The organism is Flagellimonas onchidii, from assembly GCF_004804315.1.
GTDB classification, from domain to species: Bacteria; Bacteroidota; Bacteroidia; order Flavobacteriales; family Flavobacteriaceae; genus Flagellimonas; species Flagellimonas onchidii.
Genome location: NZ_SRXX01000010.1, coordinates 126,282 through 140,186 on the forward strand (window position 1 = coordinate 126,282; position 13,905 = coordinate 140,186).

Annotated in this window: 18 protein-coding genes; all 18 read right to left on the reverse strand. The window is 37.3% G+C overall.

All coding sequences use genetic code 11. The annotated features are described in order from the left end of the window. Positions 1-3 precede the first annotated feature (3 nt). The 18 genes from E4661_RS11975 to ruvC all read right to left on the reverse strand — a co-directional run bounded on the left by E4661_RS11975 (position 4) and on the right by ruvC (position 13,901). Complete coding sequence (locus E4661_RS11975; RefSeq protein WP_136467666.1) at positions 4-1,230, reverse strand: sugar transferase; 1,227 nt, start codon at positions 1,228-1,230, stop codon at positions 4-6. A 1-nt stretch (position 1,231) separates the two neighbouring features. After that, positions 1,232-1,597: a response regulator transcription factor gene (locus E4661_RS11980; protein ID WP_136467668.1), complete on the reverse strand. Its 366-nt coding sequence runs from the start codon at positions 1,595-1,597 to the stop codon at positions 1,232-1,234. A gap of 371 nt (positions 1,598-1,968) precedes the next feature. Further along, positions 1,969-2,271, reverse strand: coding sequence for an STAS domain-containing protein (locus tag E4661_RS11985; protein ID WP_136467670.1), 303 nt, complete (start codon positions 2,269-2,271; stop codon positions 1,969-1,971). Between the two features lie 106 nt (positions 2,272-2,377). Further along, the gene (locus E4661_RS11990) at positions 2,378-3,088 is read right to left on the reverse strand and encodes a LytR/AlgR family response regulator transcription factor (protein ID WP_136467672.1); all 711 of its coding nucleotides are present in this window, start codon (positions 3,086-3,088) and stop codon (positions 2,378-2,380) included. Further along, entirely contained in the window at positions 3,089-3,412 is a 324-nt protein-coding gene (locus E4661_RS11995; protein WP_136467674.1) for an Hpt domain-containing protein, read from the reverse strand. It abuts the gene before it with no gap. Then, positions 3,413-4,429 (reverse strand): sensor histidine kinase, encoded by a 1,017-nt coding sequence (locus E4661_RS12000; protein WP_240751469.1) that lies wholly within the window; start codon positions 4,427-4,429, stop codon positions 3,413-3,415. Between the two features lie 36 nt (positions 4,430-4,465). Then, a complete protein-coding gene (locus tag E4661_RS12005) occupies positions 4,466-5,593 on the reverse strand; it encodes an FIST signal transduction protein (protein WP_136467678.1) in 1,128 nt (375 codons plus the stop codon). Continuing rightward, the gene (locus tag E4661_RS12010; RefSeq protein WP_136467680.1) at positions 5,590-8,010 is read right to left on the reverse strand and encodes a PAS domain-containing sensor histidine kinase; all 2,421 of its coding nucleotides are present in this window, start codon (positions 8,008-8,010) and stop codon (positions 5,590-5,592) included. The genes E4661_RS12005 and E4661_RS12010 overlap by 4 nt, the downstream gene beginning before the upstream one ends. Beyond that, positions 7,964-8,506, reverse strand: a complete 543-nt coding sequence (locus E4661_RS12015; protein ID WP_136467682.1) for a heme NO-binding domain-containing protein — start codon at positions 8,504-8,506, stop codon at positions 7,964-7,966. Before E4661_RS12015 ends, E4661_RS12010 begins: the two co-directional genes overlap by 47 nt. Before the next feature lie 77 nt (positions 8,507-8,583). Next, positions 8,584-8,982 carry a response regulator gene (locus tag E4661_RS12020; RefSeq protein ID WP_136467684.1) on the reverse strand — a complete coding sequence of 133 codons (399 nt, stop codon included), beginning with the start codon at positions 8,980-8,982 and terminating at the stop codon, positions 8,584-8,586. A gap of 130 nt (positions 8,983-9,112) precedes the next feature. Further along, on the reverse strand, positions 9,113-9,472 hold the full coding sequence (locus E4661_RS12025) for an MmcQ/YjbR family DNA-binding protein (protein ID WP_136467686.1): 360 nt from the start codon (positions 9,470-9,472) through the stop codon (positions 9,113-9,115). After that, on the reverse strand, positions 9,469-9,873 hold the full coding sequence (locus E4661_RS12030; protein ID WP_136467688.1) for a Dabb family protein: 405 nt from the start codon (positions 9,871-9,873) through the stop codon (positions 9,469-9,471). The genes E4661_RS12025 and E4661_RS12030 overlap by 4 nt, the downstream gene beginning before the upstream one ends. Positions 9,874-9,880: 7 nt before the next feature. Then, entirely contained in the window at positions 9,881-10,504 is a 624-nt protein-coding gene (locus E4661_RS12035) for a DUF4230 domain-containing protein (protein ID WP_136467690.1), read from the reverse strand. 14 nt (positions 10,505-10,518) lie between these two features. After that, on the reverse strand, positions 10,519-10,962 hold the full coding sequence (locus tag E4661_RS12040) for a DUF1569 domain-containing protein (RefSeq protein ID WP_136467692.1): 444 nt from the start codon (positions 10,960-10,962) through the stop codon (positions 10,519-10,521). Positions 10,963-10,984: 22 nt separating this feature from the next. After that, positions 10,985-11,734, reverse strand: a complete 750-nt coding sequence (locus tag E4661_RS12045) for a cyclase family protein (protein WP_136467694.1) — start codon at positions 11,732-11,734, stop codon at positions 10,985-10,987. Then, positions 11,731-12,867: a radical SAM family heme chaperone HemW gene (gene hemW / locus E4661_RS12050; protein WP_136467696.1), complete on the reverse strand. Its 1,137-nt coding sequence runs from the start codon at positions 12,865-12,867 to the stop codon at positions 11,731-11,733. The genes E4661_RS12045 and hemW overlap by 4 nt, the downstream gene beginning before the upstream one ends. A gap of 64 nt (positions 12,868-12,931) precedes the next feature. Then, positions 12,932-13,288 carry a four helix bundle protein gene (locus E4661_RS12055; protein ID WP_136467698.1) on the reverse strand — a complete coding sequence of 119 codons (357 nt, stop codon included), beginning with the start codon at positions 13,286-13,288 and terminating at the stop codon, positions 12,932-12,934. A gap of 58 nt (positions 13,289-13,346) precedes the next feature. Beyond that, a complete protein-coding gene (gene ruvC / locus E4661_RS12060) occupies positions 13,347-13,901 on the reverse strand; it encodes a crossover junction endodeoxyribonuclease RuvC (protein WP_136467700.1) in 555 nt (184 codons plus the stop codon). Positions 13,902-13,905 lie beyond the last annotated feature (4 nt).

The following is a 13,905-nucleotide window of genomic DNA, read 5'->3' on the forward strand; positions in this document are numbered from 1 at the left end:
CCCCTAAACGTTTTCTTTTTGAAAGACGGCCCTAAATGTTCTGATCACAATCCACATGTCGATCAAAAATGCATATTTGCTGTTGGCGTACTCTACATATTTTACATCAAGTTGTTTACGTTCTTCTGGGGACATTTTAGAGGACCGCCCCCTGGCCTCTACTTGCCAGAGTCCGGTGATACCAGCTGGGCCATTAAACCTTTCCGTCCATTCATCCGTAGTCAACATTTCGGCCTCATACAGTGGTAGCGGCCTGTTCCCCACTATGGACATATCTCCTTTTAAGACATTGATCAACTGAGGCAACTCATCTATACTAAGTTTTCGAATGATTTTTCCAACCTTGGTTATCCGAGGGTCATTATCAAATTTCACGAATGCACTTTCTGCACTTTTTTTCCTTTGATTGTTATGCGAAATTTCATCCACTTCAGTATCATCTCCGATAAGTAGGGTTCCCTTGGTTGAGGGTTCCTCTGAAACTATGGGTTCTTCTCCACCTTCTTCATCGTGAACATATTGATTCAGATGTTCAAATTCCTTTAATCGCTTATCGGCATCGGGATACATGGACCTTAATTTTAAGAAATTGAAAATCTTGTAGCTCGTACCGACCCTCTTGGAAATGTAATACACCTTGCCTTTGGATTCTAATCGAATGGCCAGAATCACCAATAAAAGAAAAGGTGATGCCAATAATAACACGGTTAACGCCACTGCTATATCAAAACTTCTTTTAAAGAAACCTATTCTATATTCCTTTACTTTCTCTTTGCCCAAGGTTATCTTTTGATCTCTTAGGTTTGATTTCAGTTCTTTAAGAAACCCTATTCTTTCCAGTACCTGTTCAAAGCTGATTGGGTGAATGAAAATATCGTCGAAACCGCGTTCCAACGCCGCAAGTTTGTCTTTCTTGCTCACCTTTTCACTCAGTAGAACAAAGGGTATCTTTTTGGCTGGGTCGAACACTTCTTCCACATACTCGCTGAATTCCCCCAATTTTTTAGCAGGAATATTTTGCTCACAAAGAATTGCATCAACCGCTTGATTTGCATTTATCCACTTTTTTGCCTTAAAATCACAATTTAGATGCAACCATTTAATGGCATCCACCATGGTTTGTGAAGAATTGACCTCCACATTTTCAGAAAAACGGTGAAATTCATCAGCAAACCTCCGATTGGTTCCCAGATATAGTATCCTGGTTTTTTCTTTTGTAAGCACTTCCATATTACTGTCTAATTAACAACTTCTCTACCCTGATCAACAATTCTTCTGGGTTAAATGGTTTAACGATATAATCATCTGCGCCCAATCTCAGGCATTCCACACGATCCGAACTACTGTCTCTGCAACTCAAAACAATAATTGGGATATCTGAAAAGACACCTGATTCCTTTACCCTCTTGATTAATTCAAATCCATCCATTTCGGGCATTTCAAGGTCTGTGATAATTAAATCTGGTAAATTCCCTTCTTGCAACCAAGAAATAGCTGCTAAGCCATTTTCCATAGTCGTCACGGAATGTGCTTGCCCCAAAAATTGGGCTACCAACTCACTTAACGATTGTTTGTCATCTACTACTAGTATTTTCATGATATAATTTTTTGTAGTCTTTATTTAATTTAAAAGTAGGATTTGTATTACTTTATATAAATTGATTGTTGTAAAAACAAGTAAGCTTGTTGTAAGCATCTATATATTGGAGGTTTGATTTTTAAAGCCTTTATCGACATACTACATAACCTTGCCCAGCTAAGGGTTCCTGCATTAGCCAATAGTGTGATAATAATACAAGTTCCTATTGCAATGGAACCACTATCCAAACTTTCCCCAACGGTTTACACAGTGGCTCTAAGGAGTTTATGATTTCTTTGTTTTAATAGATCGCGTGGTAGGATTGTTAAGATTAAAGGTCAAATCCAACTAAGTGAGCAATACAACTAAATCGTTTATGAAAGGAATGTTTAGATACGATCCGAACTCAGGATATAATTCGTTTTAGTGGCGTTAAGGATATCGGTGACATTGGTGTTTTGCCTACCTATCAAAGAGATTACTTTGTTTTGTTTAATAGATTTTTGATAAAGGTCTTCAAAAAAATGTGCAGCAGAAGAATCCAATACAGTAACCTTTTCAAGACTCACCACAACATTTTCATGTTTTTCCAAAATGTGGTCAAAATAAGAGTTCAAAGTTCCAATATGTTGGGTGGTTACTTTTCCTAATATTTCAAAAATTCCTCTGTTTTCTCTGATTTCCAATGACATATGTTAAAAGATTTAGTTGGTTACGAACTCTCATTTAACATTTTCATAATAGTGCTTCTATATATAACGTAAATCTCTTATTAAATTGTAGTATTTTTCTTTCTTTTTATAAAAGATTGAGTCGTTGCATCAACTCTGGTCTATTGGACCTACTAATAGGGATTACGCTTTTTTCAATCAACACACTGTTATCCTGTATGTCTATTATCTGAGTGAAGTTGATAATGAACGATCTATGAATCTGCAAAAAACGTGATGTTGGGAGTTTTTCCTTGATTTTTTTCAATGTGGAATGCACCCGATATCTTTGATTTTTTGTTTTGATTTCAATGTAATCTCCATGGGCTTCAATCAATAAAATATCGTGGAATTTAAGTTTAATCAATCTTCGGTCAATATTTATGTACAAATCCTCATCTTCAGCTTGCAAATATTGTTGACTAATGTTGATTGAATTCGATTGCTTTAGGGCATTTTCCAATTTCACAACACATTTTTGAAATCGTTCTTGTGATATGGGCTTTACCAAATAGTCCACGATAAATTCATAACCATAAGCTTCAATGGCAAAGTCCTTATCCGATGTGGTCAATACAATCTTTGGTGGGTCATTTACCATTTCGATGAAATCCACCCCTGTGAGCTTAGGCATGTGAATATCCATAAAAACCAGATCAACACTATTATTCTTCAAAAACTTAAGCGCTTCAAGAGCATTTGGAAATTCGGCAACGACCTCCATATTGGTAATGGTCTTGCACAATTCTCTCACAATGGCCCTTGCACTTAATTCATCATCTACAATTATGCACTTCATTTATACGATTTTTAAAATAAACTCTTCTACCGATTGCAGAATTTGTTGAAACTCTTCTTTGAGTTTGGTGTCTCCGTACTTTAAATCTTCTTCGTACTTAATGGCCAGCTTGTATCCTTCGGTAAGCCCAAGAATTCCCAGTTTGTGTTTGATTTTATGGACAACCTTTGCAGATTCCTCTAAATTGTCATTTTCTAGATTTTCGAGATATTCAGTCCTTTCCTTTGGAAACTCTGTCTGTATGATGCTGAGGAATTTCTTTTCAAATTCTTCGTTACCACCAGAAATTTCCTTTATATATTCAAGATTGGGTTGCTCAACCATTTAAATATTGTTTTTAATTGTAAAAAAGAAGGTGGTTCCCCTGCCTTCTTCCGAAGACAGCCATATATCACCTTTGTAGTAATTAATTATTTTCTTAACCAGGGCCAGTCCGATTCCGGTTGCTCCCGAATTGTTCTCCAACTTTTTAAACATTCCGAATATCCCATTTTGTAAGTGCTTGGGAATACCTTTTCCGTTATCGGTCACTGTAAATAGCCATCCATCATATTCTTCCTTAACATCGATCATAATACAACCATCATCTTTCTTTTCGGTTGCGGTGATGGCGTTTGTGATTAAATTTTTAAAGAGCTGCTCTATTCGATACTTCCCGGTAAACAATTTTGGAAGGTTCTTGCTCTTTTTAATGGTGACATTTTCTGGTACATAAATGGTTCGTTCAATTTCAGAAATAAGCTGTCCAAGATCTACTACCGTTGCGTTTTCCTTTATGGAGTCTATTGTGGAGTGCCTTAATATCCCATCAATTAAACTGTCCATCTTGGCAAGATTCTGGAAAATGAGCTGAACATTTTCCCTGCTCTTCTCTTTAAACCCATCTTCACCATCCTCAAATACCCAGCTTACCAATGAATGTACATTTCTTATGGGAGATTTAAGATCATGTGATACCATGTGGGCATAATTGTTAAGCGACTCATTTTGTTGCTCCAAGTTTTTGAGCAACATATCCTTTTCTGCCGTCATCTCAACAAGTTTATGTGCCTGCTTTGCAATATCTTCCACTAACTTTTGTGGATTGAACTCGATAATTCCGTTGATACGGTCGGTGGTCTTATCTTGCATAGAAGCCACCGCCCGACTCAACGATTCCAGTACTTTTCTCTGATTCGCTGCTTCTTTGTTCAACTGCTGATTAGCAGCATATAGTTCTTCTGAACTTAAGGAAGTGGCCCGTTGAATCATTTTCAGTTTTTCATCAAAATCTGTATATGATTTATCGATAGAATCGAAGAACACCTTTAAATCAGGGTGTTCTGCCAATTCTTTGGGCAAAAACTTCTTTATTTGTCTTTTAAGCAGCGAATGCATCTACTCACTCAATAATGTTAAGGTCATGGTTTGATTGTGCAGCTGGCATTCATTTTTCCCTGCAAACGGTGCCATTTCACCATAAGAGTAGAACCCGGTTATCCTTGCCTGGCCACCTATAATATCGGCCACTTCTTCTATTTCATCCTCGGTGCGCTGGTCCAGAACCAATTTTCTTCCCACACAACTTACAAGAATTGCCAGTTCAGGTTTGTTTTTTCTATCCCGCATGGCCAATTCAGCAGCGTTGGACGCTCCCTCGGCAATATCATCCATAGTGGACATCATTAATTGCACTTTTGAATTCAAGGGTACGTCGCCAGCTAAAATCATAGAATTTGCCTCTTCGTCAATGTTTAATATGGTACGCACCAATGGTTCCGATGATTCATCTTGCTGTACTGTCAATGGGTACAAAAGAGCTGCCTGCGGAAGCTCATCTGCCTTGCTCCCAAGGTACATTTTGTAAAGGTCCAGAGCTGGTTTCCCATCGATTTCGTACAAGACATTTCCCTCTGATTTGGTAATTGTTCTTTCAGGTCCAAAAGGAGTCCAGCCGCCAAAATTGGCATAGGACACTTCCAATTCTTCTCCATAAAAACCTATCGCCACTACTTCACCCTGTTTTGGGTTTTCATTGTATGAGGTCAGTGTTTTTTCGAATCGTGCACCATCTCCACACAAACCACCGGTAATGGAGGCTTGGAACCCTTCGGCCGATTCTAACCCTTCAATCAACCCGCTGCCATTCACAAAACTTCCATCAGAAACGATGAACATATGACTAAGTTTTTTTGCATTGAATTGATTGGAAATAGCCAATCCCATTTTTTGGATGTCAACATAATCGGAAACATTTTCACTGATGATTTCAAACTTTGTCCGTTCAAACTCAATCGCGGTCAATGCGATGCTCTCTTCAAATACATTGGTTTCAATAATTTCTCCTGAAGTTGATCCAAACACCAAGTGGCCATCTGGATATAGCTTTTTAACCTCTTCGTAAATGTCTTCAGATTCTAGCAAGAATCTATCGCCAAATACCAATACCAATGGTTCTTTTAGGGGTTGATCTTGAATAATTTCCCATTCCCCGCCTTTTAAACGTTTTGCTTGATTTACTTTCATTGCTTTTTAATTTTAGAGTCTTTTTGTAATGTAAAATAGAAGGTTGTCCCTTCGCCTATCTCGCTTTCGAGCCATACTTTTCCATTGTACCTGTCAATAATTTTTTTGACTATGGAAAGTCCAATTCCAGTGGAACGTTCATTGTTTCCAATGGACTGGAATATTTGAAAGATCTTTTCGTGATATTCCTTTGGAATACCAACCCCATTATCCTTTATACTGAACTGCCAATGGGTTTTATCTTCTTTATAATCTATCTCTACCAGACCGTCTTCTTTATCAATATTCACCACGGCATTGCTCAAAAAGTTTTGGAATAACTGATGTATCTTGGTCTTGTCTGCCTTGATCGATGGTAATTTTCTTTTGGTCTTTATCGTTACATTTTCAGGGATATAAATGATTTCTCCTATTTCCTGAATTACTTCATTTACATCAACATCAGTGTTGTCCAAAGTATCGCTGTTCACGGTAGAGTACTTAAGAATTCCTGTAATCAACTTGTCCATCCCTTCAATTTTTTCCTGCATCATTTTAAGGTTGTACCTCCCGTTTTCATCCAAAGAATCCTTGTAATCGTCATATAGCCAACTTGCTAGAGCACTTACGCTCCTCAACGGTGATTTAAGGTCGTGAGATACGATATGGGCATATTCTTGAAGTCCTTTGTTGCTGGCTTCCAGTTCCTTTAACAGATTCTCTTTTTGAAGCTCAAGGTTTTTTTGTTCTGTGATATCCAAGTGGATTCCTATGGAACCAATGATTTTTCCAGCATCATCATATCGAGGAGCTCCACTTATCAGCCAAAATCTTTTTTCCCCATTGGCCACCTTTACGGCCACCTCATAGGAATCTGAAATCCCCTTTTTTCTTTTCTGATTATGTTGTTCCAATTTTTCCCTATCCCCATCTATCAATTGTATGGCTTTTTTAGCATTTTTTCCGATAAGCACTTCTTTGGAATGTCCTATCATATCACAAAAGCTCTGATTGACCATAAGGATGTTCTCATCACTATCCACCTCAACCAAACCCAGGTTCATATTGGCAATTATGCTACTGTATTTTTCCTTCTGAATCTCAAGATTCTTTCGATAATTCTTCTTAAGTGTCACATCATTGTAACTCCATAGATGTCCTTGATATTCTCCATTATTGAATAGTGGAATATAATCCCGCTCAAAGGTTCTTCCATCCAATAACTCCATTTCGTCAGCTGTGACAACCTCCTTTTCCTTTATTACTTCATCTATTCTTTTGATGGCCTCAGCAGGTTCCAAAAACATATTTTTGTACTTGTGTATGGCCTTCTTACCATTCACGCCCTTGAGAACTTCTGGGGAAACAGGAATACCAATGAGGTCACAGAATTTTTGATTGGCCAATACAATCTTCCTAGTCTGATCTTCAAGCAATATTCCAGTTTGGAGGTTTTTAATCAAGGTTGCCAAGCGTTCTTCAGATGCCCGAAGCTTTTCTTCTGAAATCTTTTCATGGGTAATATCCTCAATCATGGCCACACTGTATTCAATCTCACCGTTTGAATCGGTAATTGAACTCATGGATGTTTTTCCATAAAGAGTACCCCCATCTTTTTTATAAAACTTTCGAACAATCGAGAATTTTTTGGTGTCATTCTCCAAACTCTTACGTACCAGATTGTCATATAAATTGCTATCTTCTAAAGAGGAGATGTCATTCATGGATAGTTTTTTCAATTCTATTTCGCTATACCCCAAAAGCTCTACGAACGATTTGTTTGCTTTAATAATCTTATCCTTGACAATCAATAAAATCCCCAAAGAAGAATTCTCAACAATAATATCTTGTTGCTTCTTCTGGTTTTCCAAAAGCTTTCGGATTTCAACTTCTTGGGTAATATCCCGAATCACCCCTTGAGCGGCTATAGGGTTTCCATCTTCATTATAAATGAGGCTAGCATTAATGTTCACATATTTTTCACCTAAGTTCTTGGTGATGATTTTTGCAGAATAGTTTTTTAAAATTCCAACCTGCATTAGTGTTTTGAAAGATTCTACAGTGTATTCAACAAAATCAGGGTGTACCAAGTTAGAAAGCGTTACTTCTTCTTTGGTATGGTCATAGCCCAAAAACTCTTTGGCTGAGGCGTTCATGTTGATGACATTGGTCATCATATCCATTACCACATACGGGTCTATTATGTTGATGAAAGCACTGTCAATTCTGTTTCCTTTATTGTTCAACAATGCTTCTAAACGGCCATTGGCTTCTTTAAGGTGCAAAGAGGCATCATAAAGCTCTTTGGCCTTACTTTCCAAAAGACCTTCTGCGGCCTTCCGTGCCTTCTTTTCACGTTCAAGAGCCCGCTTTAAGATGGAAACTTGGTTGTTATCCTTTTTGGGTGATGTTGAATCTGACCTCTGTGCCGTTTTCATTCAATAATTTATAATCTACATTAACCGCCTTATGAAAGTACTCGAACGTTTTTACAATCAATCCATGGGCAAGTGCATACAGTCCCCGCGAAGATGAATAGATCATTTCCATGGTATTTTCAGTTTTGGAAATAATCTTGAACTCTGGAAGCTCCGCGTCTGGATAAAGTTTTCTTACATGGACATGAATATGGTCCTCTATACAATTCAGCAATCCAATTGGTGATTTATAATTAGTGACCACATCTGGATGAGCTTGAACCAGACCTCCAAATAAATAATGGCCGAATGAGTACAGTAGATCTTGTTGGGATGCACCTGTTACATTACTCAACTGAGATAACAGGCTTACCATTTCATTGAAGTTGTATGTTCCTACTGCGGTATATGCACCACCGGAAGGAAGTTCACAGTTTTCGATAATGGAATCTACCACTTCTAATCCGTAAGAAGCTTCGACCATATCCAAAAACTCTGTAAAAACAATTCCTTTCATAATGAGAATATTATGAATTAAAAGTAGGAATTGTACTACTTAATTGTAAAAATAATGTTGTGAAATACCGTTTTTTGTTAGCCTTTGATCAATTCGCTGATTTCCCAGTAATCAAAAACCTTTTTTAGTTTGGATTCGTAATCCTCATATTTTAAAGGCTTTATAATGTAACCTGCGATTCCAATTTCGAAGCATTTAAGCAAGTCGACCCTATTTTCAGATGTGGTAAGAACAATTGTGGGAAGATATTTAAGTCTCTCATCTCCCTTAATCTTGGTAAGAAACTCAATCCCACTCATTCGTGGCATATTCAAATCCAGAAGAATGATATCAGGCAATGGACTATTCTTTAAGATTTCTAAAGCTTCTTCTCCATTTTTAGCTTCGATAATCTTATGTTTGGATTCAAACTTTGAAATTGCTCTCTGCATTTTCATAGTCTCAATCATATCATCTTCTATGAACAGTACATTCATGACATTTTTGTATTAGACACCAAAATTCTAAAAATCTACTCAGAAAAAGACTACAAAATAGTTAAATAAAAAAAAACTGTCGACGAATGGTAACAATGTTTCGGTGAAATTCGAACAATTTTTCTTATTCTTATTGCAGAGCCTTCAGTTCGTCTTTCAACTTTTTGGTAAGACCTGAAACAACCAAGTCGTAAGAGTGGTTTACCAATTCCCTAATTATATCAGGAGATAGGTTGTCCAAGAAAAGTGTGTTCCAATGTTTTTTGTTCATATGATAACCCGGGGTAATCAGACCATCATACTCTTCACGAAGCCCGATAGCTTTTTCTGGTTCACATTTTAGATTGCACTGAGGTGGAATCCTTTGCAAAGGAATCAATGCAAATACCTTTCCCATTACTTTGAACACTAAAGTATGTTCGTCAAAAGGAAATTCTTCTGTGACTCCTTTTTTACTGAGACAAAAAACTCTTAATTCTTCTACATTCATGGTTTTAAGCCGAACGAATCATATACAATTACCTTTTCCCATAACTCTTTGCACTCTTCTATAAAAATCAGATGTGCTTCTTCTTTTTGATAATTTTCCTGTGCCTCTGCCGACTCGAACGTAACAATCAAGGAATAGGTAAAGGATCCGTCTACAACATCTCGGGTGGCAGTGGGCGGCGTGCCAATAAAATTGGTCTTGGCGAATTTTGAGTTTTTAAGGAACTTCTTTAGCGAAGTTTCAAATCTGGCTCTATCCAATTCATTATCTGGATTTTTAAACCAAAAATAGACTGTATGGGCAAAGGCGGGGTCAAAAGTTTTCATTTCACCTGAAGATTGTGCTTTAGTGGTTGCTGCTATTACAGTTGCCAATATTAATGTAATTATTACCTTTTTCATAATATGTTTATTCTTCCAAAAGTTGTTTTTCTCTATTTGTGATTTCCAAAGCTGAGTAATCCAAGGTCCAACCAATGGTCTCGACAATTTTTTCAACCAGCAACACGGCTTGCAAAGCTTCTTTCCTTGCTGTTTGCATCAGACCGCTTTCGGGTATCATTTGTTTTATATGATCTTTGGCTTCTTGGTTGACCTTGGTCAAATCTTCCGAAGAGAAGCTATTGAACAGTCCATTTTTAACGTCATAATACTGTAGCTCTGGTTCGATGGACAAAACTTCAGGCTCTGGAAAATTGGTGAGGATGATTTTTTTATTCTTGTTATCAGCTTTCAATCCAAGCTTTTGCAGGTCATAACCAATATGTGCCTTTGCCTTGACAATAACCAATGCCTTTTTTTTACTGCTCAAGAGGTTCATCAACCCTCCTTTCGTATTCTCATAATGGTAGATTTCCGCAAAATCACCTTCGACAGAAATTAATTTACATACACTTTTAATCTTATCCAATAGCACCGTGGATTGTTGGTGGGTCAACTCTTTATTTTTCTTTTTCCGAAACAAAGAGAACAGCCAATACATAAGTATTGCCCCCAAAATCAGGCCTAAAAAGGTTTCCAAAAGACTATCCATATATGTTTACTAATTTATACATTAAATTGATCTAGGTGATGGTTTAGATGATAGAGTGCCAGTTGCGTCCATTTTACCTCTGACATATCTCCAAAATAAGGGTGTGGAGCGAATTGGTAATCTTTGGGTAGTTGAGTGAATTCAACAATGAACTTTTTCAAAACAGTTTTATCCTTTTCAAAATCTATTGGCTTGGTCCCATCTCCCTCTACCTGTCCAAAACCCTTTGGTGATGGTACCGTTTCACCTCGTTTTGCACTTGTTGTAATCTCCCTAGGGTCTACTTGACCATATTCCAAAGCTTTCTTTTGTCCGAATGCCATTCTAAAGAAGTCAGCACAGTGACAAATCATTTGATGGGCATTCATTTTACCAAATAAAGGCTTCCGATCAATTGCCAAATTATCGATTCTCGAAAAGAATCCTTGCAATACTTCTTCAGTGAAGATATCTGCCATATCGAGAACTAATTTGATTGAATCATTTCATAATTTCAAACAAAACTGGTCTACTCGGACTCGCATCGTTTTCAAAAGGTGCAACTTGAAGGTTCAAAAAATAAGAACCATCCTCAATTCCATTAGCTACATAAATGAACTCCGTAATAGTAGCATGTTTTCGAGGCATTCCATTTATATCCCAAAAGGCGTTATGGGCTAAAAGAGCACCATTGTCCTTTTCCTTATCCACAGACGGAAGATCCACCAACAAATGGTCTATTCCTTTTTCCGCTAGATATTTTGCGGCTTCCTCCAAAAGGTACGGAGGATTGGTATTGGAGTACTGCTTTGAGCACTTGTCCTTGAGATTAGGTATGGTCCTTATGATCAATGCTTCCCTCTTTTTATTTCCCAAGGCATATTTCAGTTGTTTTTCAGATATCACAAAGTCATCTCCCCGCTTTTCGGGAGCAATTGTAATTACTTCTGCCAAAAAGAAGTATTGCTGCAAATTCTGGTTTACAGAATGTGAAGCCTCGGTAATATGACCCAGACACTCTGTATGCGTCACATGTGAATGTGGATTGAACCAAATATCATTGAAATTAACCGGTGCTCCTTCCGACACCTTCCCTACAAAATCGCCTTCACGATGCGGAGTAATTGTAGGAGCATCCAAGTACCACGCATTTATGTTATCACTTCCATCGCGCAACGGTATAGAAATATCCAAGGGTTGAGACAAATCAATTTTGAAGTTTCTGGAGTTGTATTTTATGGCGGCAATCATGATTTCAAGTTAACCATAAATAAATCGGATGCAATTCCATCGACCAAAAATTTTCCTTTCTTAGTCGTCAACAATTTATCTTTTACCACACTAAGTAAGCCTTGTTCTATATATTTTTTGGTATGAAGGTTTAGATAATCTTTATACTTTTCCCCAAAGTCATTTTCTATTTTTTCTAAAGAAACGCCCCAAATAGTTCGAAGACCTGTCATAATATATTCATTATATCTATCCGTTTTGGTCAAGGTTTCAATCTCACTTGACAACTCTCCTTTTTCCAAGGCCTTAATATAATGTATGTTGTTTCTGATATTCCAACTTCTTTTTTTTCCATCATAAGAATGCGCTGACGGACCTATGCCCATATATTTCTTCCCTTGCCAATATGCAGTGTTATTTTTAGAGAAATATCCCAACTTGCCAAAATTGGAGGTTTCATAATTCACAAAACCCTGTTGCTCCATTAGGTCCACTAGTATATCAAACTGTTCTTTAGCCTTCTTATCATCCACATCGGGAATACTTCCCTTTTCAATAAGCTTTTTTAGGGCCGTTTTGGGCTCAACAGTCAACGCATAGCTGGAGATATGGGGTAAATCAAAATCCAGCGCTTTTTGAATATTGTCCTTCCAGCGATTATTATCCATTCCAGGAATACCGTAAATTAAATCAATGGTGATATTATCAAAGTGTTTTTTGGACTCTTGGATACTGTGTTTGGCTTCATGGGCATTGTGGGCTCGATTCATCAGTTTTAAATCCTCATCATAAAAGGATTGAATTCCGATACTTAACCGGTTAATGGCTGTTTGGGCCAGTTGGGCAATTCGATTTTTAGATAAATCATCAGGATTAGCTTCTAAAGTAACCTCTGGATTCTGAATTACATTGTAATTGTTGTATATCGTGTTTATGAGTTTCTCAATTTCGGGAATTTCCAAAACTGAAGGTGTACCACCACCAAAATATATTGTTTCAACCTTCTCGGATTCAAACTCTGTCTTTCGCAGTTCCAGTTCTTTTAGGAGCGAATTCACCATTGCCACTTTCTTTCCCATTTGCGTGGAAAAATGAAAATCGCAATAATGACAAGCTTGTTTGCAGAATGGCACATGGATGTATATTCCGCTCATTTATGTGTACAATTAACAGTTGACAATAATCAATTTACAATGTACAATTAACAACAGACAATATTTATTTATTGATTCTTGTCGTTTTTAGAATTGAGAACATTATTTTGGATAATTCATCCGCATCTTTAATTAATTCAACAGCTTCATTATCATTAAGGTAATCTGAATCTTTTAATAATGAAAGCCAATACTTGGTTTCAAGACTTTCTTTATATGAAATTGAAATCTTTGCCGAAAAGTCTGCCTTGGATATAGCTCCATTTGCTTCTGAAATATTGGCTCCTATCGAAGTGCCCGAACGAAGTAATTGTTTAGATAGAATATACTCCTTTTTTTCTTTATTCAATTTTTTATACAATCGAATTATTTTCAATGCAAAGGCATAAGACTTTTCGGAAAGCGGATTTTCTTTGGGCATGTAAGTAGGTTTTGATTTGTCATTGGAAACTTTTTAATTGAATATTGAGGGTTGTTCATTATTTATTGATTTTTTTAGGATTTTGCTTTACAAAAGCCTCCCAGCCCGTATAGTGTTTGCCGACCTCAACCCTACCCTCATTGTAAAAGTGGCAAACGGCCGCAGCCAATCCATCAGTACTGTCCAAGTTTTTTGGCAAGGATTTCAACTTCAAAACACTTTGAAGCATTTTAGCCACCTGCTCTTTGCTAGCATTTCCATTTCCGGTGATAGCCATCTTGATTTTTTTTGGCATATATTCTGTAATAGGAATCTGTCTGGAAAGTCCTGCCGCCATGGCCACTCCTTGTGCACGACCCAGCTTGAGCATTGATTGTACATTTTTCCCATAAAAGGGAGCCTCTATTGCTATTTCATCTGGGTGGTACGTGTCTATGAGCTCTAATGTACGTTCAAAAATTAGCTTGAGCTTGGTATAGGGGTCATCATACTTACGCAACATTAGCTCATTCATCTGTACAAAGTGCATCTGCTTGTTAATCACCTTAATGATTCCAAAGCCCATAACCGTTGTCCCAGGGTCAATTCCTAAAATAATTTTTTCCGTTGCCAAATGA